The organism is Planktothrix sp. PLAVEN19ND (genome assembly GCF_057220675.1).
In genome coordinates this window covers 2,707,266-2,731,757 of sequence record NZ_CM170132.1, presented here as the reverse complement: position 1 = coordinate 2,731,757, position 24,492 = coordinate 2,707,266, and the positions used below count along the sequence as shown (strand labels likewise).

General features: G+C 39.2%; 25 protein-coding genes. 19 read left to right on the top strand and 6 right to left on the bottom strand.

Going from position 1 to position 24,492, the window contains the following annotated elements:
• Nucleotides 1-52: 52 nt before the first annotated feature.
• Together AC2D3N_RS11965 and AC2D3N_RS11960 are read left to right on the top strand one after the other, a co-directional pair.
• A complete protein-coding gene (locus AC2D3N_RS11965) occupies nucleotides 53-916 on the top strand; it encodes a Tab2 family RNA-binding protein (RefSeq protein ID WP_484693692.1) in 864 nt (287 codons plus the stop codon).
• 88 nt (nucleotides 917-1,004) lie between these two features.
• Nucleotides 1,005-1,667, top strand: coding sequence for a Uma2 family endonuclease (locus AC2D3N_RS11960; protein WP_484693691.1), 663 nt, complete (start codon nucleotides 1,005-1,007; stop codon nucleotides 1,665-1,667).
• Between the two features lie 51 nt (nucleotides 1,668-1,718).
• Here the strand turns inward: AC2D3N_RS11960 and AC2D3N_RS11955 are convergent, their stop codons facing one another.
• A complete protein-coding gene (locus AC2D3N_RS11955; protein WP_484693690.1) occupies nucleotides 1,719-3,647 on the bottom strand; it encodes a heavy metal translocating P-type ATPase in 1,929 nt (642 codons plus the stop codon).
• 338 nt (nucleotides 3,648-3,985) lie between these two features.
• Between AC2D3N_RS11955 and AC2D3N_RS11950 the strand changes: the two genes are divergently transcribed.
• The 3 genes from AC2D3N_RS11950 to AC2D3N_RS11940 all read left to right on the top strand — a co-directional run bounded on the left by AC2D3N_RS11950 (nucleotide 3,986) and on the right by AC2D3N_RS11940 (nucleotide 7,233).
• Entirely contained in the window at nucleotides 3,986-4,933 is a 948-nt protein-coding gene (locus AC2D3N_RS11950; RefSeq protein WP_079677797.1) for a metal ABC transporter solute-binding protein, Zn/Mn family, read from the top strand.
• Nucleotides 4,934-4,985: 52 nt separating this feature from the next.
• Complete coding sequence (locus tag AC2D3N_RS11945; protein ID WP_484693689.1) at nucleotides 4,986-5,723, top strand: metal ABC transporter ATP-binding protein; 738 nt, start codon at nucleotides 4,986-4,988, stop codon at nucleotides 5,721-5,723.
• A 142-nt stretch (nucleotides 5,724-5,865) separates the two neighbouring features.
• On the top strand, nucleotides 5,866-7,233 hold the full coding sequence (locus AC2D3N_RS11940) for a 2-succinylbenzoate--CoA ligase (protein ID WP_484693688.1): 1,368 nt from the start codon (nucleotides 5,866-5,868) through the stop codon (nucleotides 7,231-7,233).
• Here the strand turns inward: AC2D3N_RS11940 and AC2D3N_RS11935 are convergent.
• On the bottom strand, nucleotides 7,211-7,627 hold the full coding sequence (locus AC2D3N_RS11935) for a DoxX family protein (protein WP_234996628.1): 417 nt from the start codon (nucleotides 7,625-7,627) through the stop codon (nucleotides 7,211-7,213). The two genes, AC2D3N_RS11940 and AC2D3N_RS11935, sit on opposite strands and share 23 nt — an antisense overlap.
• Nucleotides 7,628-7,691: 64 nt before the next feature.
• Complete coding sequence (gene menA / locus AC2D3N_RS11930; RefSeq protein WP_484693687.1) at nucleotides 7,692-8,591, bottom strand: 2-carboxy-1,4-naphthoquinone phytyltransferase; 900 nt, start codon at nucleotides 8,589-8,591, stop codon at nucleotides 7,692-7,694.
• A 318-nt stretch (nucleotides 8,592-8,909) separates the two neighbouring features.
• Between menA and AC2D3N_RS11925 the strand changes: the two genes are divergently transcribed.
• Nucleotides 8,910-10,391 (top strand): isochorismate synthase, encoded by a 1,482-nt coding sequence (locus tag AC2D3N_RS11925; protein ID WP_484693686.1) that lies wholly within the window; start codon nucleotides 8,910-8,912, stop codon nucleotides 10,389-10,391.
• Between the two features lie 157 nt (nucleotides 10,392-10,548).
• Nucleotides 10,549-11,562 (top strand): thiamine-phosphate kinase, encoded by a 1,014-nt coding sequence (gene thiL / locus AC2D3N_RS11920; protein WP_484693685.1) that lies wholly within the window; start codon nucleotides 10,549-10,551, stop codon nucleotides 11,560-11,562.
• Nucleotide 11,563: 1 nt separating this feature from the next.
• Here thiL and AC2D3N_RS11915 read toward each other — a convergent pair whose 3' ends face one another.
• Both AC2D3N_RS11915 and AC2D3N_RS11910 read right to left on the bottom strand, forming a co-directional pair.
• Nucleotides 11,564-12,820, bottom strand: a complete 1,257-nt coding sequence (locus AC2D3N_RS11915; RefSeq protein WP_484693684.1) for an RNA-guided endonuclease InsQ/TnpB family protein — start codon at nucleotides 12,818-12,820, stop codon at nucleotides 11,564-11,566.
• A gap of 214 nt (nucleotides 12,821-13,034) precedes the next feature.
• The gene (locus AC2D3N_RS11910) at nucleotides 13,035-14,054 is read right to left on the bottom strand and encodes a type I glyceraldehyde-3-phosphate dehydrogenase (protein ID WP_079677789.1); all 1,020 of its coding nucleotides are present in this window, start codon (nucleotides 14,052-14,054) and stop codon (nucleotides 13,035-13,037) included.
• A 184-nt stretch (nucleotides 14,055-14,238) separates the two neighbouring features.
• On the opposite strand from AC2D3N_RS11910, the gene AC2D3N_RS11905 reads away from it, so the two are divergent.
• A complete protein-coding gene (locus AC2D3N_RS11905) occupies nucleotides 14,239-15,429 on the top strand; it encodes a site-2 protease family protein (protein ID WP_484693683.1) in 1,191 nt (396 codons plus the stop codon).
• A 163-nt stretch (nucleotides 15,430-15,592) separates the two neighbouring features.
• On the top strand, nucleotides 15,593-16,651 hold the full coding sequence (locus tag AC2D3N_RS11900; RefSeq protein ID WP_234996627.1) for an AI-2E family transporter: 1,059 nt from the start codon (nucleotides 15,593-15,595) through the stop codon (nucleotides 16,649-16,651).
• Between the two features lie 235 nt (nucleotides 16,652-16,886).
• Here the strand turns inward: AC2D3N_RS11900 and AC2D3N_RS11895 are convergent, their stop codons facing one another.
• A complete protein-coding gene (locus AC2D3N_RS11895; RefSeq protein ID WP_159451518.1) occupies nucleotides 16,887-17,042 on the bottom strand; it encodes a hypothetical protein in 156 nt (51 codons plus the stop codon).
• A 243-nt stretch (nucleotides 17,043-17,285) separates the two neighbouring features.
• On the opposite strand from AC2D3N_RS11895, the gene AC2D3N_RS11890 reads away from it, so the two are divergent.
• The 10 genes from AC2D3N_RS11890 to AC2D3N_RS11845 all read left to right on the top strand — a co-directional run bounded on the left by AC2D3N_RS11890 (nucleotide 17,286) and on the right by AC2D3N_RS11845 (nucleotide 24,480).
• Nucleotides 17,286-18,488, top strand: a complete 1,203-nt coding sequence (locus AC2D3N_RS11890) for a Ycf66 family protein (RefSeq protein WP_484693682.1) — start codon at nucleotides 17,286-17,288, stop codon at nucleotides 18,486-18,488.
• On the top strand, nucleotides 18,485-18,841 hold the full coding sequence (locus AC2D3N_RS11885; RefSeq protein WP_079677786.1) for a YkgJ family cysteine cluster protein: 357 nt from the start codon (nucleotides 18,485-18,487) through the stop codon (nucleotides 18,839-18,841). Before AC2D3N_RS11890 ends, AC2D3N_RS11885 begins: the two co-directional genes overlap by 4 nt.
• Before the next feature lie 145 nt (nucleotides 18,842-18,986).
• Nucleotides 18,987-19,319: a TMEM165/GDT1 family protein gene (locus tag AC2D3N_RS11880; protein WP_484693756.1), complete on the top strand. Its 333-nt coding sequence runs from the start codon at nucleotides 18,987-18,989 to the stop codon at nucleotides 19,317-19,319.
• 19 nt (nucleotides 19,320-19,338) lie between these two features.
• Entirely contained in the window at nucleotides 19,339-19,638 is a 300-nt protein-coding gene (locus AC2D3N_RS11875; protein WP_484693681.1) for a TMEM165/GDT1 family protein, read from the top strand.
• A gap of 241 nt (nucleotides 19,639-19,879) precedes the next feature.
• Nucleotides 19,880-20,107: a sensor histidine kinase gene (locus AC2D3N_RS11870; protein WP_484693680.1), complete on the top strand. Its 228-nt coding sequence runs from the start codon at nucleotides 19,880-19,882 to the stop codon at nucleotides 20,105-20,107.
• 101 nt (nucleotides 20,108-20,208) lie between these two features.
• The gene (locus tag AC2D3N_RS11865; RefSeq protein ID WP_484693679.1) at nucleotides 20,209-20,409 is read left to right on the top strand and encodes a hypothetical protein; all 201 of its coding nucleotides are present in this window, start codon (nucleotides 20,209-20,211) and stop codon (nucleotides 20,407-20,409) included.
• 29 nt (nucleotides 20,410-20,438) lie between these two features.
• Nucleotides 20,439-20,867, top strand: coding sequence for a QcrA and Rieske domain-containing protein (locus AC2D3N_RS11860; RefSeq protein WP_484693678.1), 429 nt, complete (start codon nucleotides 20,439-20,441; stop codon nucleotides 20,865-20,867).
• Nucleotides 20,868-21,062: 195 nt separating this feature from the next.
• The gene (locus AC2D3N_RS11855) at nucleotides 21,063-21,488 is read left to right on the top strand and encodes a hypothetical protein (protein ID WP_484693677.1); all 426 of its coding nucleotides are present in this window, start codon (nucleotides 21,063-21,065) and stop codon (nucleotides 21,486-21,488) included.
• Nucleotides 21,489-21,501: 13 nt separating this feature from the next.
• Nucleotides 21,502-22,083: a calcium-binding protein gene (locus AC2D3N_RS11850; RefSeq protein ID WP_484693676.1), complete on the top strand. Its 582-nt coding sequence runs from the start codon at nucleotides 21,502-21,504 to the stop codon at nucleotides 22,081-22,083.
• Between the two features lie 153 nt (nucleotides 22,084-22,236).
• Nucleotides 22,237-24,480, top strand: a complete 2,244-nt coding sequence (locus tag AC2D3N_RS11845; protein ID WP_484693675.1) for a protein-arginine deiminase family protein — start codon at nucleotides 22,237-22,239, stop codon at nucleotides 24,478-24,480.
• Nucleotides 24,481-24,492: the final 12 nt, after the last annotated feature.

Here is a 24,492-nt window from a genome sequence, read left to right as displayed (position 1 = left end):
TGCTGGTAGGATTTATTTTTAGATGTTAATTACCCACAAAATCCAGTCATTGATGAAATCAACTATTTGGGAACTCGATTTTTATAGCCGCCCCCTGCGGGACGAAGAAGGGAAGAAAGTTTGGGAAGTTTTAATCTGTGAAACCCCGCTCAATATTGAAGATAGTACCGAGACGATGTTTCGCTATACCCAGTTTTGCCCCAGTAACCAAGTCAATTCAATTTGGTTAAAAGAGGCGATTGAAAATGCGATCGCCACCGCCCCCACACCCCCCTCTCGGATTCGCTTTTTCCGTCGTCCGATGGCGAATATGATTTCTAAATCCTGTAAAGAATTAGCCATTCCTGCCTCGGCTAGTCGGCGTACCTATGCCCTCTATCAATGGTTAAACCAACGCATAGAAACCTATTATCCCACGTTGGAAAATTATCAAGCGGGGGCTAATCCTTCAGTTCAATTTATGGCATCTCAACCCCAGCCCCTTCCTGATGCTTTGCAAGGGGATAAATGGGCTTTTGTGACGTTAGAAGCAGGTGCCTTTTCTGACTTCTCGGAATGGGATATTAGCTTTGGTGAAGCCTTCGGATTACCGATGGTCGGATTAACACCAGAAACCCCCATTCCTGGGTTAATTATTTATTCCTCTCGGGCTAATCCTTTAGCGGCTTGGATGTCGGGATTAGAGTTAGCTTATTTACGATTAGATCAGGATTCCCGTCCTAATTTATTATTAGAAACCGGGGAAAGTGAAAGTTGGATTTTAGCCAATTTACCCGATAGTAAAACCCAAACGGAAGCCCAAAATTTTGAACTCGCCAAACAAAAAGCCAAAAATGTACATTTTTTAGCGGTTCAATCTGACCCCAATTCTGAATCTTTTGCCGGATTTTGGTTATTACAAGAACTACAATTCTAATCCATAGGGTGCGTGTGCTGGGCCTGCGCACCATCTTTAATCCTATGTTAAAATAGTCTATACTTTGTTTCTTAGTTAGGATGAAACCATGACAACTCTAGTTTCTATTCCTGAATCTGCTCAAAAAACGCAATGGCAACCGGCGACCTGGGAGGATTATTTGGATTTTGTGAACAATCCCCATTTGCAGGACTATAATATTAGTTTTAATCAAGGCTATTTGTGGATTGATATGGGTAATGAAGGAATTAATCACTCTAATGTGAATGATTTGTTGAGTTTTTTATTTTATGTGTGGTTTTCTCGGGAACCTGGGGTATTAGCAAACTCCTTTAGTGGATGTGTGATTGAAAAACCTAATCAACGGGCAGCTTCACCGGATAAAGTATTATATATTGGTGAAAATTCTCCCAAATGGCAGGAAGGAGAACCCCGCAGAATTAATTTAGAACAATGGCGAGTTCCCGATTTAGTTGGAGAAATTTCCGATACGACTTTAGCAATAGATTTAGATGAGAAAAAACAACTCTATGCTGGATTAGGAATACCGGAATATTGGGTAATTGATATTCGAGGAAAACGGGCGATCGCTTTTCGCTTACAAGACAATGGTAAATATCAAGAAATCAATACTTCTATTGCTTTGAATGGATTGCCGATCGCCTTATTAGAATTAACCTTAGAACAACTCGAAAAAACCAATAATTTTAACGCCGCTTTCTGGTTTTCCCAACAAATTATTAATCTATAAAATCCTTAACATAACCTCAAAACCTGGTTTCTTGAAGAAACCAGGTTTCTGTTAATTCCTTAATAACCGTAAACCACTTAAAGTTACCAATAACGTTGATCCTTCGTGTCCGATTATCCCCATGGGCATATTAATTAATCCTAAGAAATTAAAGATTAATAATAATATAATAAACAAAAGAGAAAAAGCAATATTTTGTTTAATAACTCGATTAGCTCGACGACCTAATTTAATCGCTTTTAAGATCTTGCCTAATTGATCCGTCATTAACACAATATCTGCGGTTTCTAACGCCACATCATTTCCCGCACCACCCATGGCTATTCCTACATCAGCTAATGCTAAAGCTGGGGCATCATTAATTCCATCTCCCACCATTGCCACCCCTGGATAACGATTTTTTATCTGTCGAATAATTGTTAATTTATCCTCGGGCAATAAATTAGCATAAACCAGATCAATATTTAACTGTTTTGCCACACTATCGGCAGTTCGCTGATGATCTCCGGTTAGCATGACGACCTGTTCAATGCCAAATTTTTTCAGATTCTTAATTAAGGTTTTCGCCTCTAAACGCACCGTATCCGTCACGGCAATTAATCCTAAAGTTTGATGATTTTGTGCTACCCAAACTACGGTTTTACCATCGGTTTCTAAATGGTCACTAATTTCTACCAATTCAGGACTAACATAAATATTATGTTGATAAATCCACTCTAATTTCCCGACAAAAATATGGTCTTCATCCACTTTTCCAATAATTCCTTCCCCGATTTGAGTTGCAACATTAACGGCTGTAATTCGAGGAATATTTTTTTCCTGGGCAAATTGGGTAATTGCTTGTCCAATTGGATGTTCAGAAACCAACTCCACCGCCACCGCTAATTGCAATAATTCTGTTTCTGATATACCCGCCATAGGAATAATATCAACAATATTTAATTTTCCCGTTGTTAAGGTTCCAGTTTTATCAAAAGCGATCGCATTAATTCGTCCAATTTTTTCTAATTGCGCCCCATTTTTAAATAAAATTCCATGTCTTGCCCCATTCGCTATTCCTGATAATAATGTGGGCATAATCGAGGCTAATAATGCAGAGGGAGAAGCAACTACTAAAAAAATTAAAGCTCGATAAATTGTAGTTTCCCAATCCCAACCTAAAAATAAAGGCGGTATAATTGCTAATCCCAGACCCGTTAATATAATAACTTTAGCATAACTGTGTTCAAATTTTTCCATAAATTTTTGAGATGGAGGTGCATCGGTTTGCGCCTGTTCAACTAACTTAATTACTCGTTGAATTAAACTACTTTCAGGAGGTTGATGGACTTTTAATTTTAACACCCCATTGCCATTTAATGTTCCGGCAAATACTTGATCACCAACGGTTTTATCTACGGGCATCGACTCCCCGGTAATCGCAGCTTGATTTATCGAACTATTCCCCGATAAAATAATCGCATCGGTAGGAATTATTTCCCCAGGTTTGATTAAAATAATATCTCCTATTTTTAATTGATTAATTTGGATTTGTTGCTCTTGTTGATTATCAATTACCCTAACGGTATCGGGGATCAATTGCATTGATTTTTCAATATTGCGTTCCGTATGTTTCATCGCAATACTTTCTAATGCACCACTCAAAGTAAAAATTAAAATTAAGATTCCACCATCTATAATTAGAGAATAATTTTGTTTCCAAACTCCTAAAAAAGCTGCCCCTAATGCAGCCACAATCATTAATAAATTAACATCAAATTGTTTTTCTTCTACGAGAGTTGTTAACCCGTCTTTGGCACTTCCATAACCGCCGATAACATAGGCAATGGGTAGGGCCAAAAATGCTAATCCCACCCAACCTATTTGTAAGCATATCCAACCAATAAATACTAAAACAGCGCAAACTACCGTCGCCATTATTTCAGAATAGTGCTGAAAAAAGCCCTGCACAGAAATTAGAGGATTAGAACGTTGAGTCATTATAAAAGAATATAAAATACTTTTTTTAGCATAAACCGTGATCAAGAATTTTGTACTTTAGATTTTGGATAAGTTGACTGTTGACGACTCAGTTTGATTATTCAAAGACATCTAGGGTTAATATTCCATCCTTTAAGTTTGCCTCTACAGAGGGGGACGGTCTGAGGTTTGGGGAATAATTTGTTTGGCCGACTTTGGCGAAGACACCGCCACGAAAATCCAACCTTCTTGCCAAAAATTTTGAAAACGATTATCATTATACTTAAACCGACCATATTCCCATCCTACCTTTATTCTGTTTGGCTGATGGGGTGCAAAACTGCATTGAGGACATCAAGATGAGATTTTCGGTTTACGCCGGAATGGTAATACTGTTATGGGGTATGAGTGTAATTAGTGGGTGTAACACCGTTTCTACACCGAAAAGTTCGGTTGAGAATAACAACCATCAAGCCAAACAAATAGCAGATGAAACTGTTAATAATACTGTTGATATTACTGTTAGCATTATGCCCCAAAAATATTTTGTTGAAAAAATTGGAGGCAAAAATGTGAGAGTAAATGTGATGATTCCTCCTGGAGTAGATTTACATAATTATGAACCCAAACCTCAACAGTTGCAATCTTTAAATGATTCTAAGGCTTATATTGCCACTGGAATTGCTTTTGAAACGGCTTGGATAGATAGAATTAAAGCCGCTAATCAAAAAATGTTAATTATAGATTCGAGTCAAGGAATTGAGAGAATACCCATGATAGAAAATTATCATCAGGGTGAAAACCATCAAGCAGAAGAAACTTTAGATCCTCATATTTGGTTATCTCCTAAATTAGTTAAAACTCAAGCTAAAAATATCTATGATGGCTTAGTCAAAATTGACCCTAAACGCCAAGCCGAATATCAGGTTAACTTAAATCATTTTATCACAGAAATTGACCAACTAGATCAACAAATTAGCCAGAAATTAGCCCCGCTCAAAAACCGTAAATTTATCGTTTTTCATCCAGCTTGGGGTTATTTTGCCAAGGATTATAACTTAGAACAAGAATCAATTGAAGTAGGAGGACAGGAACCTAGTGCAGCCGAGTTAGCTAACTTAATTTCTGAAGCCAAACAAGAGAATATTAAGGTAATTTTTGCTCAACCAGAATTTAATCCCAGTTCTGCGGAAACCATAGCTAAAGAAATCGGAGGAAAAGTTATTTTTGTTAGTGATTTAGAAGAAAATTGGTCTACTAATTTGCTTCAAGTTTCTGAACTGTTATCACAAACTTTAAAGCCATAAATTAATTTAATTTTTTACCGTGATTTTACTTCCTAAATTTACATTTATATCCGTGAAAAATCCCCAAGAATTATCCCCACAAAGTTGTCAAAAAAATGAAGTCATCCGCTTGAAAGAAGTCTGGGCAGGTTATGATTCCCAGGAGCCGATTTTAGAGGGGATTAACTTAACGGTTAATGAATTAGATTTTATCGGATTAATTGGCCCTAATGGGGGAGGAAAAACTACATTAATTAAAGTGCTTTTAGGACTGCTAAAACCATTGAAAGGGGATGTAAAAATCATGGGTTATTCTGTTACAAAAGGACGGCGTTATTTGGGCTATGTCCCGCAAATTTTAGAATTTGATCGCAATTTTCCTGTGCGGGTGAATGAAGTAGTCAGAATGGGACGGTTAGGAAAGCGTCATTTATTTCAACCCTATACAAAAAAAGATGAAGAAATTGTGATTCAGGCTTTAGAAAAAGTCGAAATGTTAGATTTAAAAAATCGCGCCATTGGTGAACTTTCGGGAGGACAACGACAACGGGTTTTTATTGCTAGAGCTTTAGCCAGTGAACCCCAGGTTTTACTCCTTGATGAACCCACCGCTAGTGTTGACCCCAAAATGTGCGCGAATATCTATGAGCTATTATTAAAATTGAATGAATATATGACAATTTTAATGATTACCCATGATATTAATACTATGTCTTCCTATGTCAAAACTATTGGCTGTTTAAATCGACGTTTACACTATCACGGAGAACAACAAATTACCTCAAAAATGTTAGAACAAACCTATGGGTGATCAGCTTTTTCTTGTATTTTTTGAATTTTGTAGTAACTTGGGGGGTTTTTGTTTGTTCAATGCCTTCTGGATTGATTTTGAACTTATTTTTCTGATCAATTTTGGCAATAGAAATGGTTAAACAAGGTTGCAAGGGTTAAATATGAATCTAATTGATAAAATCCGAAATGGGTTAATTTTAAATAACAAAGACCGTTTAATAGATATTTCTAAAACTCATTTACAAAATATCAATTTATGGATTAATTCAAATAAAAATTATCCCAAAATTCTAATATCAGAATCCGATCCTATCTTATTCTTATCGGCTTTTGTTGCTGCGGTGACAGCCAAATGTCCGGTTTTTTTATGTAATCCTCAATGGGGACAACAGGAATGGATACAGGTTTATCAATTAGTTAAACCTAATTTATTAATTTCTCAAGGTCGAATTTCTGATTATCAAAAACCATTAAATTCCAATCATGAAATTCTCAAAAATTTGATTATGATTCCCACCGGAGGCACATCAGGAAACATTAAGTTTACTGTCCATAATTGGGATAGTTTAACGGCTTCAGTCATAGGTGTCCAGCAATATTTTCAGTTACCTACTATTAATTCTTTTTGTGCTTTACCCCTTTATCATGTTAGTGGATTAATGCAGTGGATGCGATCGCTTTTAACAAACGGACAATTAGTTTTAACGTCTTTTAAAACCGTAGAAGCAGAAGATTGGATTAATTTTAATCCTACTAACTATTTTATCTCCTTAGTTCCTACTCAATTACACCGTTTATTACAATATCCCTCCCTAACCCGTTGGTTATCTCAATTTCAGATCGTATTATTAGGAGGAGCACCACCCTGGTTAGAGTTATTAGAACAGAGTCGTTTTTATCAAATTCCCCTAGCATTAACTTATGGTATGACAGAAACCGCTTCCCAAATTGTCACTTTAAGACCTTCGGATTTTTTACAAGATAATAATAGCTGTGGAAAGGTTTTACCCCATGCTCAAATTAAAATATATAATGAGAATGGAGAAGAATTAAAAACAAACCAACTGGGAATAATTAAGATTAAAGCCGATTCTTTAATGTTAGGATATTATCAAGATAATTTTGAGCCAAACTTACGAATTAATAGCTTTACAACCGATGATTTAGGTTATTGGAATGAACAGGGATATTTAACTTTAGTAAGGAGACAAAGTAATAAAATTATTACTGGAGGAGAAAATGTATTTCCCGCCGAAGTAGAAGCAGTTATTTTTTCTACGGGTTTGGTTAAAGATATTTGTGTGATTGGAAAACCTGATCAATATTGGGGTGAAATTGTGGTAGCGGTGTATGTTCCTAATTATAAACAGCTTTTAGAAGTTGAATTAGAACAGGCAATTTTAGGAAAATTATCTAAATTCAAACACCCTAAATTATGGATTTCTGTAGAACAATTACCTCGCAATTCTCAAGGAAAATTAAATCAACAACAGATTCAAGAATGGGTTATGGGTTATCAGGATCGGTAAAATCAGTATTACTCATGGTAATATGTTCATCAACACTCACTGGCCCGGCTCCAAAATAGGTAATCATCAGTAACCCACCCATAATGGATAAATTCTTGAGAAAATCAATTTTTTCTGAGGGAACTTCCCAAAAATTATGAAAAATTACCGTAGCGGGAATTAAAAATACAATCAGAAGCCAAGCTCCTAAACGAGTTTGATACCCTAAAACTAAAGATAATCCACCTAAAATTTCAAAAACAATAGTTATAACTAATAATACCCCAGCCAAAGGTAGTCCTCGTCCGGTAATCATTGTTTGAGTTTCGGCAAAATCAAAGATTTTATTAATAGCTGCGTGTATAAAAATTGTTGCTAAAAATGTTCTACCAATTAAGGGAATAAACTGGATCATTATTTAACCTCTAGTTGCTTTTTTGCTTCTGGGTGGAATTGACCCACCCTAACAATAGATTCAATTAACCTAAAATAAAACCAATTCCTAAGAATAAGCCACTCCAAAACTGTAGAGCAATAGCGATAAACTTGCAATTGCTGACTAAGCTAGGTTGGTTATGGTATTGACTGACATGGCGACAAAGTTTAATCGCAGAGGGAATTGCAACAAAACTAAGTAGAGTCCAAATCGGGAATATTCCCCAGAGGACAAATCCACCCGTCAGCGTAAAAATACTACCACAAAACCAGGGTAAAAGTTTTGCCCCCCGTTCGGTTCCTAAACGAACAATCGGGGACTTTTTACCCGCACTAATATCATCTTCGACTTGATGAAAATGGGAACAAAAGAGAACTAAAGTAATCGGAATTGCCACAATAATTGATGTGGCTAAACAGACCCAAGACCAGTTTTGAGTTTGACTATAATAGGCAGCAGAAACTCCTAACGGCCCAAAGGCAAAGAAACATAAAAATTCCCCTAAACCTTGATAACCCAAACGAAAGGGTGGCCCCTGATATAAATAGCCTAAGCCACAACAGAGGAGAATTAACCCTAAAACCGTTAAATCCTGTTGCCACCAACAAATCACTAATAAACCCAAAATTGCTAGGGCTAAACAGCTATTTCCCAGGGCGATAACCAGGGATTTATTTTTGGTTAAATTGACTAAAGAATGATCTTTGTTTTTGTCAATTCCCGTTTCTGAGTCAAAGACATCATTGAGGATATTTTCCCAGGCTAAAATTAAAATTGCCGATGTAATAAAGGTGGTAAAAATTTTCCAATTAATCGTAGAAGTTTCAAAGATAGCAACAGCAGTCCCCACCCAAATTGGCATAATTGCCACACTATACATTGGAGGTTTAATTGCCGCTAACCATAATTTATTTTTTGAGGTTGCAATTAATTCTGTGGTCATAGCAAGTCGCGGAGGTTTAACGGGTTTATTGTCCCATAACACTATCTGATAGGCTAGAGAAGTGCAAAAAGATTCCGCCAGGGAAGTCGGGAAACACCGGGGCGGGGGGAAACACCAGAGCGGGGGGAAAGCCAGGGCGGGAGAAAATAATTCAATTATGAACTTTTTTTACAGACTGAGGGCAATATTTTTAGAGGGGAGATTATGAATAAGGGGTAAATGACTCTGAAAGTCGTTAACATAGATTAAAATAACATGAGTTAACGATTTTTCGGTAACAGTTTTCCCTATTTTAACCTTTTTTTGTTCATTTTTTATATGCCAGTTTTTCCTTCTGCAACCCCGTTATTGCAAGATCGCCAAGAACTGCATCGTTTTTTGTTAGAGTTTCAAAATTATGGATTACAGGACTATCAGACTAAAATTCTGAGTATTGCCCATGAAATTGAATGGATTGATCCTTTAGAAATTTTACAGCAATTTTATCATCCTAATTTAATTCATTTTTATTTTGAAAAACCTCAATTTGAGGAGTCCTTTGTGGCGGTTGATACGGCTCTAAAATTCACGACAGCCGGAAAAAATAGGTTTTTTGAAGCGCAAAAATTTATTCAATCTTGTTTAGATAAAACCGTTATTATTGGTTCTAAAAATAGCCATTTACCTAAGCCTTATTTTTGCTGTAGTTTTACTTTCTTTGACCAATATTTTAATCCTAATTTGTCCTTAAATTCCCGACAGAATCCTTCAGGTGAACCGGAAAATGTTTATTTCCCTCCCGCTACCATATTTTTACCTAAATGGCAAGTAATTAGAAAAAAAAATCGCTGTATTTTGATTGTTAATATTGTTTTGAAGAAAAACTCTAAAATTGAAAATATTTTGAGTGATGTTTGGTATAAAAGTCAACAAATCAATGCGTTAAAAACTACCTTAATTCCTTCTGTTACAAGTAAAAACCCTAGTTTATTATTAACCCAACAAGTCGAAACCGACCCTAAACCCTATTTACAATTTAAACAGTCTGTCCATTCGGCTTTAGATTTAATTAAATCTAAATCTTTAAAAAAATTAGTTCTATCTCAACCGATTGATGTGGTGTCTAAAACCCCCTTTAATTTAATTCATTCTTTGAATAATTTAAGACTTTTATATCCCGATTGCTATATTTTTTCAACGGGGAATGGCAAGGGTCAACAGTTTATTGGGGCGAGTCCAGAAAGATTAATTAGTCTGAAAAATAATCAATTAATTACGGATGCCTTGGCGGGTTCAGCCCCTCGGGGTAAAACACCAATCGAAGATATTAATTTAGGTCAAGAATTACTCAATAGTGAAAAAAATCTGCGAGAACATCAAGTAGTGGTAGATTTTATTATCGAACGGTTATTAAGTTTGGGTTTAACCCCAGATTTAACGGATTTACCTTGTTTAAGACAACTCACCAATATTCAACACCTTTGGACACCGATTAAATGTCAAGTTTCAACCAATATTCATCTCTTGGAAATCTTATCACAATTACATCCAACTCCGGCAGTTGCGGGAACTCCCAGAGATATTGCCCAACAACATATCCATCACTATGAAAGTTTTGATCGGTCTCTTTATGCCGCCCCCCTTGGTTGGATTGATCATCAAGGAAATGGGGAATTTGTGGTGGGGATTCGTTCGGCTTTATTAGACGGAAATCGTGCTAGACTCTATGCGGGAGCCGGAATTGTTGCGGGTTCAGAACCGGAAAAAGAAGTAGCTGAAATTCAGTTAAAGTTACAGGCTTTATTAAGAGCATTGGTATGAAATGGGTAATAGGTAAGAGGTAATAGGTAATGGGTAAGAAAGAGGTAATGGGTAATAGACTAATAACTGGTAGGGGCGGGTTCTTTTAGATCTTTGTTAATCACCGCGAATCTCGATGAACCCGCCCCTACAACTGATAACTGATAACTGATTTACGATGCTAATTAAAGATATTGGAGAACAGGGTTTACTGGAAATTGTTAAGGGTTTTTGTCCCTCGGAAATGGTGGGGGATGATGCGGCAATTTTGGCGGTTTCTGGGGATGAATCCTTAGTAATTACCACGGATATGTTAGTGGATGAAGTGCATTTTAGCGATCGCACCACATCACCATTTGATGTCGGTTGGCGTGGGGCTGCGGTTAACCTATCCGACCTGGCGGCTATGGGTGCTTTTCCCATCGGAATTACCGTTGCTTTAGGGATCACGGGCAACAAAACCGTTAGCTGGGTAGAACAACTTTATCAAGGATTAACCACCTGTTTAAATCAATATCAGACCCCCATTGTGGGCGGGGATATTTGTCGGTCGGCGGTAACTTGTATTTCTATTACGGCGTTGGGAAGGGTTAACCCAAAATTAGCCATTCGGCGTTCGGTTGCCCGTCCTGGGGATAGAATCATCGTGACTGGAGATCATGGCGACTCCCGGGCTGGATTAGAATTACTCCTACATCCCGAATTAGGAACCGAATTAACTTCTGATCAGCGTTTATCCTTAATCCAAGCCCATCAACGGCCCCAACCCCGTCTGGATATTGTCCCGAAATTGCAAAGCTGGTTAGCCTCCCATCCTGACACCATAATTGCGGGAATGGATAGTAGCGATGGACTGGCCGATGCGATTGTCCAAATTTGTCGAGGAAGTCAGGTCGGGGCTAAAATACAACGTCCTCAAATTCCGATTTCTCAAGCCTTAAAAACCTTTGTTTCTCCGCAACAGGCTGTTTATTGGGCTTTGTATGGGGGTGAAGACTTTCAACTGGTGTTGTCTGTGGCTGCGGATGGAGCCCAAATCCTGATGCAACAATTAGGAACCACCGCCGCTATTATTGGAGAAATTACTGCTAACCCAGATATTTTATTAATGGATAATGCTGAACCCTCAACCGTTGAAAAACTATCCTTGAGTCGAGGGTTTCAGCACTTTTCACCGATAACAGGGAGGTGAACTACCCACACTGACTTGGAGTACCAAGTACAGTGTCGGCTTCTGTACTCACAGGGGAATGCCGCAACTTAGGCTTTCGCCCAAGATGGGGTCTGACATCCCCTCCTACAGCAGAAACGGCTGAACCATCCGTCTTTAGCATTTCGACTGCGCTCAATGCAAGTATTCTGATACCCCCTGCTCTAATATTGCTCGCTGCGTTTTCATCACGGTCATGATCAGTGCCACAATCAGGACAAGTCCATTCACGAACATCCAACGGCATCTCACTGACTTGATAGAAACAATTAGAACAGAGTTTAGAACTGGGAAACCATCTATCAATCTCGACTAACTTCCCACCTTTTCGTTCTAGTTTATAGGCTAAGAAATTAGTGAAAGTTCCCCATCCACAATCAGAAATTGCTTTTGCCAAATTGTGATTACGAACCATGCCTTTGACATGAAGATTCTCTACTATAACAGCTTGGCTATCGCTGACCAACTTATGACTAAGTTTATGTAAAAAATCTTGCCGGGAATTACTAACTCGTTCGTATAATGCGGCAACAACTTGACGATATTTATTTCTGGATTTACTCCCCTTTTGTTTACGCGCTAATTTCTTCTGTTTGCGTTTGAGATTTTTCTCATGTTTAGCAAGGTGTTTAGGATTATCGTATTTAGAAACCTTTTCGCCATCAGTTACAACTGCAAAGTGTTTGATTCCTAAATCAATACCATAGATTTTACCTTCTGAAACAGTAGGGTTTTCCCCTTCTACTTCTGTCAGGATAGATGCTAAATATTTGCCTGATGGTGTTCTACTAACAGTTACAGTCTTGATTTTCCCTTCAATTGGTCTATGTATGTTGGCTTTGATTATCCCAATATTGCCAGGAAGTTTGACATTACCATCGACAATTTTGACGTTTTGAGGGTATTGAATTGACTGTTTGCCCTGCTTAGATTTGAACTTAGGAAATCCGGCACGTTTCTCAAAAAAGTTTTTGTATGCTGTAGTTAGATTAAGTGTTGTAGCTTGTAAAACTTGGCTATAACAGTCGGCTAACCATACCGTATCTTCAGCTTTTTTGAGTGGGGGGAGAAATGCGTTGAGTGCTGCACGCCCAAGTCCTTTACCCGTCTCCTTATAAGTCTCAATAGATTTGTTCAGAGCATAATTCCACCACCAACGGGCGCAACCAAATGTTTGAGCTAGTTGTATTTCTTGTTCTTTTGATGGATATAAACGGACTTGGACAACTTTGTGTAACACTCAGCATCACCTCGGGCGATAACAATACTTTAACGCCAATTGATATTGTGGTGAACTAGCTCAATCAAATAATTGGTGATTCGGATTACATCCAGCATTTGTTTTTGCCTAGCAAAAAAGCCATACTAGATGCAATCGTTATCACCTGCCTTATATCCCACCACTGATTCGGATTACCAAATTCAGTGGGGGACTTACGGCGTCCCAATTAAATCTAGGCTTTCCAATTGGAAGCCACCAATTCGGCTAAATCAACCACCCGTTGACTATAACCCCATTCGTTGTCATACCAGGCGACCACTTTCACCATGTCGCCACCCATCACCATTGTTAAGCTGGCATCCACAATCGAAGAAGCATCATGTCCCTTGTAGTCAGAAGACACCAAAGGCAGATCGCTATATTCCAGAATCCCTTTCATGGGGCCGTCAGCAGCTTCTTTCAGAGCTAAATTCACTTCTTCAACAAAGGTTGCCTTCTCTACCTGCACCACTAAATCCACAATCGAGACATTAGGAGTCGGAACCCGGAAAGCAATCCCGTTGAGTTTTCCTTTCAGTTCAGGAATCACTAAAGCAACGGCCTTTGCAGCACCCGTGGAAGTCGGAACAATATTCACCGCCGCGGCTCTGGCCCGACGCACATCCCGGTGGCTGGCATCTAACAGACGCTGATCTCCGGTGTAACTGTGGGTTGTGGTCATTGTGCCTTTGACAATGCCGAATTTTTCATGCAGCACTTTGGCAAAGGGAGCTAAACAGTTGGTGGTACAACTGGCATTACTCAGAATCCGGTGTTGATCATGATTGTAGTCATGGTGATTCACACCTACCACAAAGGTATCTACGCCTTCTCCCTTTCCAGGAGCCGTAATCAGGACTTTTTGGGCTCCGGCGGTAATATGCTTAGAAGCACCTTCCTCGGTAATAAAGACCCCGGTGGATTCAATAATTAAATCCACACCCCATTCTTTCCAAGGCAGATTTAATGGGTTACGATCGGAAACACACTTAATGGTTTTGCCATTGACGGTAATGGAATTCTCATCGGCTTTGATATCAACGCCTTTGAGTGTGCCGAGCATGGAATCGTATTTCAGCAAATGAGCATTGGTACTCGGATCAGAAGTATCATTGATGCCCACAAACTCTAAATTGCTATTTTGCCGGGTTAACCAGCAGCGTAAAACGTTACGTCCAATTCTTCCAAAACCGTTGATTGCGACCTTAATCACTTACTTTGTTCCTCCTAACAATGGCATCGCCCAAACCAGGCTAAAGTTTGACTAGATAGATGTTTCTATTGACCCCAATCATACCGTAAAGGCTGTCGCAATTTTCCAGACTATTTTTTGGCCGGGGTCGATGATCACAGACATCAGACCGTTACAATGAAATAAACGGAGTCAAAGACATCTCATGCAGGCAGGTTGGCGGATTGGATCGTTATTTGGAATTCCCTTCTTTGTTGATTCTTCTTGGTTGGTGATTGTTGTGCTGTTTACGGTTGCCAATCGCCAGAGTTATTTGGAGTGGGGGCAAACTTTATCTTGGGTTGCTGGGTTAGCTATTGCACTCTTGTTATTTGCTTCGGTGTTACTCCATGAGCTAGGCCATAGTTTGGTCGCCCAATCCCAGGGAATTCGAGTCAACTCGATTACTCTGTTTTTGTTTGGGGGAGTGGCTGCTATTGATAAGGAATCAAAAACCCCCGGTCAAGCGTTTCAAGTGGCGATCGCTGGCCCTCTGGTAAGTTTTAGCTTATTTTTTATTCTGAATCTTGTTGCTCAACTCTTACCCAGTTCCAGTTTAATTTATTCCGTAGTTGGGGAATTAGCCCGAATTAATTTAGTTTTAGGAATCTTTAATTTAATTCCTGGCTTACCCCTCGATGGGGGACAGGTGCTTAAAGCAACGGTTTGGAAAATTACTGGAAATCGCTTAACCGGGGTACGTTGGGCGGCACGAACAGGACAGTTTTTAGGCATTTTAGCCATTTCTTTGGGCTTATCTTCGGTTTTTTTAGCCAGAAGTTATGGCGGGTTATGGATTGCTTTAATCGGTTGGTTTGTCTTACAAAATGCCACTTCCTATAATCGAATCACCGATCTACAAGAAGCTTTAGTTAATATTAAAGCTGGGGACGCTATGACCCGGGAATTTCGAGTGGTGGATGCGGATTTGAGTTTACGTCAATTCGCCGATGAATATTTAATTGGGGTTGAGAGCATTCCGGTGTATTTTGCATCTTCTAATGGTCGTTATCGGGGGTTGGTTTCCGTGGAAGCGTTGCGAGTGGTTGAACGCAGTCAATGGGAAAGTCAAACTTTAAATCAAATTCTGCAACCTCTAAATGAACTGATTACGGTATCAGAAAAAGCCTCATTGGTGGAGGTAATTAATCTGATGGAAGACCAAGAATTACGTCGAATTACGGTATTATCTCCGGCGGTCGCCATAGCAGGTATTATTGATCGGGGGGATGTGGTACGCTCGGTGGCTAACTATCTGAAAGTTCCCATTCCAGATGCTAATATTCGGCGAATTAAGGAAGAAGGAATTTATCCTCCGGGTTTACCGTTAGCAGCTTTAGCAAAAACTATGGCCTAACCCCAAGGACAGGAAAACACAAAGAAGTTGGCGACACTGAACTGGGTGATAGTAAAATTATTGATTAATTAGTCAAGGTTAGGCGCGAACGGCAGACCAGTAAATATATAATAGCCCGACCAGGGTTTTTTGTCAAGTCCCGGCCCAACGGATCAGATTAACAATGGTTAAACCCTATATGAATACTAAAAACTCGTGGCTCCGATTATTAGTCATAGCCTCAGCAATTCCGGCCTTAGTTTTAAATGGTTGGCTATTATTACTAACGTTAGAATACTTTAAATCAATTATCAATATTTTTGTCACCGCTACCCTATTATCATTTCTTTTAGATTATCCCGTACAACGATTACAACGCTATGGATTCAAACGGACAATCGCAATTTTAGGGGTTTTATTGATCACATTAATTATTTTCATCATTTTAGGGATTACCCTCATCCCCATGATTCTCCAACAGTTTAATACTTTAATAGAACGTCTTCCCAGTTGGATTGAATCAGGAATTCAACAAGTTAAAACCCTAGAATCTTGGGCCATGAGTCGTCATATTCCAGTGAATATTGGAGGAGTCACCTCTCAGCTTTTAGAAAAATTATCGAGTCAAGTTCAGAGTCTAGGCGGAGATGTAATTGGAGGGGTACTAACGGTTTTTGGTCGAGTATTAGATCTAGTTATTACGGTCGCCATGACCTTTTATCTATTGTTGCATGGAGATCAGCTTTGGGACGATTTATATAAACTCTTTCCAGTCCGAATTCGCACTCCTATTCGTCTAGCACTCAAAAAAAACTTTAAGAATTATTTAATTGGTCAAGCCTCCGTCGCCTCACTGATAGGAATACTGATGACTTTAGCATTTGTGATCATTCAAGTTCCCTTTGGGTTACTATTTGGCATGGTAATTGGGGTAATGGCTTTATTTCCCTTCGGAGCCAGTTTAGGAATTGGTTTAATCTGCTTTTTAGTGGCTTTGAATAGTATTTGGTTAGGGGTAAAAGTTTTAATTACAGCAATTATTGTCGATCAAATTATCGAAAATGGTATTGCGCCTCGGTTATTAGGAGGATTTACCGGGTTAAACCCAGTTTTAATTTTACTTTCTCTCTTAATTGGTGCTAGAATTGCCGGATTTCTCGGATTAATTATTGCAGTTCCCCTAGCCAGTTTTATCAAATCCTTAATCACTATTTTACAAAACCCCGCTTCTGAATCTGTTTAGATCGGCTGAAAAACGGAGGAATTTGGAGTAAAAATTTATGAATTTTATTATAGCAAGAGGGAGTGGACAATGGGAAATCAGGATTTGTGAGGGAAAATCTGAAACGATTTAGGGTAAGCTAGAAATGAAATCTTGATGAGAAAAGTTTCATAAAAGAAAACTCGATTTTTAGGGAACCTCTATCTACAGGATAGAGGGATTGTTTAGTCCCTAAAATAGCCTAGGTTAGCCAAATCTACTCGATCACGTCTGGAGACAGAACAATTTTTTCCACTTGCATTTGAGAGGCTACTCCCATTGAGGATAATGGTTTAGAGCCGAACCAGTTCACACTTACTTGCAAATGTAGAGACAACGTAATAAAAGCCGCCAACAATAATTTTTCTAACATAATCAACTCCCCATCAAACAATTTCTAGCCGCACCCTTAAATCGTAGATATATATATATTAATTAGACGATGTTTCTTTTCCGTATGATTCCCTACAATGTTGATAGGTGATAAAATTCACATTAAATTATGATCTGAATCACAAACCGTCAACAGCCAATAGTCAAAATCTCAACGGCTAACCGTCAACCGTTAACGGTAAAATAACGGAATAGAGGTTTTTTGATAGAGTGAGAGGGAAAAATGCTGGCATATATTCTAGCGATCGCAGTGGGTTTAGCAAGTTTTGGCCTTTATATGGCTGCCTTCTTCTTTCCAGAAGTGCACCGCAAAAGTGATTTCGTCTGGAGTGGAGTCGGATTGTTTTATGGACTAATTCTGTGGGCTTGTGCGGGACGGATTACCGGAGCCGTGCTGTTAGGTCAGGTGGCGAGTGTGTCCCTGTTGGTTTGGTTGGGATGGGAGGTTCTGACCCTACGACGATCAGCAACCCCCGTGACTGAACAAACCCCGGTTCCAGCGAAGGTGAAACAAAAACTGAATGGCTTTCTCAGTGGTCAGTCCCCGGTAATTTTTCCCAAACCCGTACAGGATATTGTTACTGCTCCCGAACCCGTGTCTGAGAACAACTCAGTGATTCCTGAGACCCCTGTAGAAACCAAGGAACAACCCGAACCAGAAATTATTTCCCCATCCCCAGAAATTGTAGAGGAACCGCCGATCTCCCTGATCACCCAAGAACAGAGTCTTCCTGAAGTTGAAGCAACACCATCGATTACTCCCCCAACTTCAGACACCCAGGTAGAAACACCCAAGGTCAAAGCAGAAAAACCTGGAGTTACTCCCAAGGTCAAGACTGCAAAAACCGATTCTAAACCTCAAAAATCTATCCCGGCGATCGCCGGAACCCTATCGGGTTTGGTCAGTAATTTAACAGGTTTATTCAATAAAAAGCCAAAAACCCCTAAAACTCCCAGTCAGCCGAAATCCCCAGAACCCACCCCCGTTCCCCCGGCTTCCACGGTTGTAGAAGACAGTCAGACGGTGACTAAGGATGAGTTTGCTGAATTTGAGGATCGGGAAACAATAGCTGTTGAGGGGGAATTCACCCCAGAAACTGCGGTTAGTGAGCCAGAAATCCTAGAAGAAGTTGAAAAATCTTCTCCTTCACCCTTTGAACAAATTGTGACTCCCCAGGTTGAAGTTGTTGTGGAAACGATCACAGAACAGGTTAATCCTATTATTGAGGAAATTCAGGAATCTGTGATAGGAGAAATATCCTCTGAAACTAATACTTTAGAATCAGAAAGTGTTGAAGAAGGGATGACAATTGCAGAAATTGAAACTCCTTCAGAAACAACGGAATCTGAGGAAATAAGTTCTCCTCCATCGGTTAATCCTCAACCAGAAACAACTGATTTAAAAACTGCTAATCCAGAATTATGACCACTTGGCTTTGTATCAAACAATGTGGGGCGTGCTGTCATCTCGACCCCAGTGAACGCCCTGAATTAGATCAATATTTAGCCCCGCAAGACTTACAATTATATTTAAGTTTAGTTGGAGAAGATGGATGGTGTATTAATTTTGATTCTGAAACTAAAGAATGCAAAATTTATGATCAGCGCCCTCGATTTTGTCGGGTAGAATCCGATGTTTTTCAGGAATTATATGGAATTGAAGCGTCAGAATTAAACGATTTTGCCATTGATTGTTGTCAACAACAAATTGAAGGCATCTATGGGGATGATTCCCCGGAAATGGAGCGTTTTAATCAAACCGTCGGGTATGAATTCTAGGGACTTTCCCAGTTTTTTATTGCCGGATGGGGTAAAATATGAAAAGATTATGATATAGTTTTAATATTACCCCAACCGTCAACCAATGAGTTCACCCCAAACCCTTGTTGAAGTTCAGGAAGACCCCGCTAGTAAACTATCGGCGATGGCGCCAGCCGCGCCGCTGCGCATCACGAATCAACAGCAACATTCGGTAAAAGCTAATACTTGGAAAATTTTTGTCTCCACATTCATTACTATTTTTTTAGCTGAAATTGGAGATAAAACTCAACTGACCACTTTATTAATGACAGCAGAATCTCGTAATCCTTGGATCGTTTTTGCCGGAGCGGGAAGTGCATTAGTTTTAACCAGTTTCTTAGGGGTTTTAGTCGGACAATGGTTAGCTTCTCGGATTTCACCCCGAACCTTAGAACTGGCTGCGGGTAGCAGTTTATTATTGATTTCGGTGCTATTGTTTTGGGAAGTTTTACACTAAATTAGTGATAATTAAATCTATGGATTTTCAACTATTAGGATTGACTTTTATCACGGTTTTTCTATCAGAATTAGGGGATAAAAGTCAAGTGGCGGCGATCGCTTTGAGTGGGACTAGCAAATCCCCCCGGGCTATCTTTTTTGGTACAGCCACCGCCCTATTATTAGCCAGTTTCCTCGGTGTGATAGTGGGACAATGGGTTGCAGAAGTTTTACCCACTCGTCTAGTTAAAATTGCCGCCGCCATCGGTTTTGCGGTATTAGGAATTCGGTTATTATGGTTTAGTCAAGACGAAAACATAGAAATAAAGAAGACATAGGCAGATCCTGCTGAAGTTAATAATGAAAATCTTATTAAGTAGGTAGGCGGGATCAAACTTTTCCATGTAACAATATGTAAAAAATCCTTAGATCAGCCATGATAGAGCGTTAGAACGATTTACAATCGTTTACATAGGGAGGTTTTATACAGCCTACCTACTTAGTAGAAGACGATGAGCAAATTGCTGAAGCCTTAGAGCAAGTTCTGACCGACAAACAGCGAAGAAAATAGATCATGCAGTGGCGATCGCAATTACCGATACAGGCATTGGCATTGCCCCGGAAGATTTGAAATTTGTCTTTGATCGATTCTGGCGAGCAGATCGCGCCCGATCTCGACGGGTTGGGGGGACTGGTTTGGGACTGGTGATCGCTCAAACCATTGCCCAACAGCATCGTGGAGAGATTACGGTGAGTAGTCAATTGGGGGTTGGTAGTTGTTTTCAAGTTCGTTTACCCATTGTGTGAATTTTTTTTCCATCTACCCCAATTTCTTCCCCCTTCTGGTTCTACTGTTGAAATTAGTTCAGATTATTAATATCTTTCCCCTTAATTTTCTTGAGGCTGCTTTGAAAAGCCTCAACTATGCGCTGGCGGCCGAAACTCAACACGCTAAACTCTACACAGAAGCGTCTGAGAATTTAACCGCTTGGCGCGAGGCTACCCCTTTCTACGTCTGTAAAGTTTCTGGTGAAACCGTAGTTAATGAAGCGGATACAGCCAGTTGTCCTAGTGTAACCTCTGGTCAAGCTTATGAGTCGGTAATTTAAGCCAATTGACTGATCAAAGAGGTATTTTTATGAAACGTCGAGAATTTGTCGGTTTAGTGGGTGTAGGCAGTATGATGCCGTTGGCGATCGCCGCCTGTAGCTCGGGGACAAAGGAAAATCCGACCGTCAATTCCCCCCGCAGTGATGGCTTTGTGGCTGTTGGGACTGTTTCCGATCTGAGTGCTAAAGGGCAACTTCTAGCGGAAACAACGGGGTCGGGGAAGGTGTTAGTAATTCCAGATCCTACCAATAGTAATCAGGTGCGGGCCGTGAATCCCATTTGCCCCCATGCGGGTTGTGCCGTGACCTGGGAGAAAGACCAAAACGTCTTTGTTTGTCCCTGTCATGACTCCAAATTTGCCGGGGATGGTAAGGTGCTACAAGGCCCGGCTGATAAACCTCTCCCCACCTATATTGCCAAGGTGGAAAAAGATTCGATTTTAGTAAAAATTAATTGAAATAATTATTTCATACAAGTAAAACCCCCGGCAAGATTTTCCGCGCCGATGGGGGTTTTTCCGTTTATTTAATGGTTGGGCGTGTTGAGTTTTTGTCAGAGAGGGTAAAGCTGAAAAAACTATCCTGAATGATCACAAATGAAAGTGCAAAATCAAAAAGAATAACTAATGATTTTCACTTAAAAATTTTTCCCTATGTTTAACAAAATTATTAACTTCATTAGCAATGTCATTTTTCCCATTGCTAAACCCGTTATTTTCACCTTCTTTCCCCAGTATGAACCCTTATTTAACACCATTCTACCCATTGCGGAACCTTGGGTTAATAAATTATTAGAACAAAACCCCCAAATTACCCTAAGTACCGCCCCTACTTTGGAAGTGAAACCGAGTCTAATTCTCGAAGATATTAATATTTTAAGCAGTTATAAAACCTTAACCGAATTATCGGGAAAATCTGCTCAACTGTTTGTTTTAACCGATGATATTGATATCTTAGCACCCGCCAATTATTTTAATATTTCACAGCCACCCACCGGGTTAGTTTTGCCCGAATGGACAAGGGAATATCCGGGGGGTATTTTGGCTTTAGCTGGGGATGATATTTTAGTGGGTTTCTAATCAAACTGATGTTATGAATGGTAATACCGGAAATGATCAATTATCCGGTGCCGAAGGCATTGATTTACTCCGAGGCGGTCAGGGAAATGATACTCTTAATGGCGATGGGGGAAATGATATTATTAATGGCAATCGTGAGGATGATTTCTTAATGGGAGGTGATGGAAATGACTTATTAAGAGGCGGGAAAGGAAAAGATATTTTAGAAGGTAGTGCGGGACGGGATATTTTAATCGGTGATTTAGACTTTGATATCCTGACAGGCGGCACTGATGCTGATACTTTTATTTTAGGTGCAAATGCTTCCGAAGTTCCGGTTAACGCCACAGAAGCCGATTTCATTACGGATTTTAACCCCACAGAAGGGGATAAAATTGTGATTATTGCTAGTTTAAATTCACAAGAATTAACCCTAGAAACATTTGATCAAACTGCTAATTTACAACTAGCAACTGGAATATCTCAGGGAATAATTATTCGTCAAACGACAACCGGAAATATTTTTGGTCTGGTGGCTAATATTACCGATGTTAATACTGTTAAAAATAGTATTTCTATTATTAATATTAGTGATCCTTTATTGGGAATTGGATAAAGGGTTGTCAGATTCAGGATATTAAGAGGGCGAGAAGACCTCGCCCCTACCATTAAGAATTTTAAAATCTGCCTTTTTAAAAAGGATTGAGGGATATCTGATCTACAGTTAGCCAATTTCAGGTACAATCAATCAGGATGTCTGAGGTTGACCATGAATTGGATGCGCTACATTGCTGTTGCTTTAATTAATGCTTTGGGTGTAGTTGTTGGAATTATCCTAGTTCCTGCCCCTTCAACTTTAGCCCAATCTTCACCAACGGATCTCAATTTAGAGTATCGGATTAATGACTCCGGCGTGCAACTGCAAGGATTTGAAGCAGGTACTCCGGGCAGTTATAACACAGAAACCACAGAAGTTACACCCCAATCCTTAGCCGAATTATATCAATTACAAGATTTGATTAAAGCTGAATTGAAGAAAGTTTCTAGTCCTCCTGATATTAATAGTAATTTAGAAGTTTGGCAATATCAACTGCAACTGAAACAATACGAAACTTTAGTTAAAGCTAATCGCCAAGTTGAAGCTCAAATTAAATTTGAAGAAAAAACCCTGGAAACTTGGAATCAGGTAATAAAAATAGCCACTCAAGCGGCAAATTTTGGTAAACAATCTGAAACTAATACAATAGAAGATTGGGAAACTGCACAACAATTATGGATTCAAGCTATTGATACCCTACGGAAAATTCCTAGAGAGTCTTTTCTGAGTTCTAAAGCTATTGATAAAACCGTAGAATATCAGGGTTATTTAGCGATCGCTACCTATCAACGCGCCTTAATCCAACAATCCCAACAACAACAACCAGAAAAACCGCAAACAATTTCGACCGTTTCCGTTGCAAATCCTCAATTTCCCGGGTTTAAACTCTATGGAGATACAAACCGAGATGGTATTGTGAATGAACAAGATCAACAACGCCCGGAACAATGGTCTTTATCCCTAGGGCCGTTAATATTATTTAATAATGATGATGATGATATTAATGGATTACCCGATTGGCGAGATAAAACAGTTAATGGGGCTGAAGATGAAAAGGATTTGGCTTTAGTTCATTTTAAAGTTGATCCAGAGTATAAAGGTTCTGAATTATTGCTCACCATTGATCAAGCTGCGCAACCCTATATTAATATTTTCCAACAAACTTCAACGGGATGGAAAGCTATTGATTTATCGGGTACAACGCCTTTAGAATTTGGTTCAGATATTGTTTTAGGAGTGGAAGCGAAACAATTTGCTAATAGCAATTGGTCGGGTTTAGTTAATTTAAAAGCCATTGCTCGTAAACAGGGAATTGTGGTGGCAACGGACAGCATTTCTATGGGGGTTGCTCCTTGGATTATGTCGGATAATACTGAACCTGTTTCTGAGGTTCATATTAGCGATCGCGGTGATAATCAAACTATCATTAAAGATGTAAAAACCATTGTTGAAAAGACTGGGGCAAAGGTTAAAGTCACACCAGGGGCGACTTTATGGATGCGAGGAACTCAAGAAATAGGCTATGTTCAGTTTCCCAAACCCGAAGGTTTAGAGAAAAATCCGGTGGTTTTAAAAGGAAACCGAAGTGCGGAAAGTGATGATTATGCTAAATCTTTAATGAATCAAAATTTTGGCTGGTTTGAAGTGGGTAAACCTCGGGAATTAGATGCTTTTAATCAATGGGCAGATTGGTATAATAATTTAGCCGTAACTCCCGCTTTACCTGATTATCCTTTGGGAAGAATTTATTATGGCACAGCTGATAATGTTAGTTTAAATCCCGAAGTTGTTGAGTTTTTAAAAGCCCAAAAAGTTCAAGGTGATCCCGTTGCCATTGATACTTCTTGGTTGATGTTGCGTCATGTTGATGAAATTATTAATTTTATTCCTAGTGCTTCCGGCGAACCTTTAATGTTAATTGCTAGTCCAGAGGAAGGAGTTAAACTATTAAAAGAACTGGAAAAACAAGGTTATGAAGGGGCGGCAATTAATCGCGGATTAAGCACTCAAACAACAGTCAGAGCTACCTTAAATAATCAATTATTAATCCAACATAATCTGAATTTACAAAAACAGAAAATCGAACCCTTAATTAATCAACTCAAAAAAGAATTTAATCTCAGAAATGATCAAATTATTAGAATTCCGGCTTTATTTAGTTATAGTGGGTATGCTTGGTGGCCAAATTTAATTAATTCGGTTTATGTGAATGGGGAATTATTAGTATCTAATCCGAAAGGAGCCTTAATTGATGGCCGAGACTACACCCAAGAAGACTTTAAACGTCGGGTTGCCATTGCCGGAATTAATGTTAATTTCTTAGATGATGACTATTATCAAGAATTACAGGGCAATATTTACAGTGCTACTAATACAACCCATGTAGGAAATGAACAACCATTCTGGCAAGATTAACACAGATTAAAA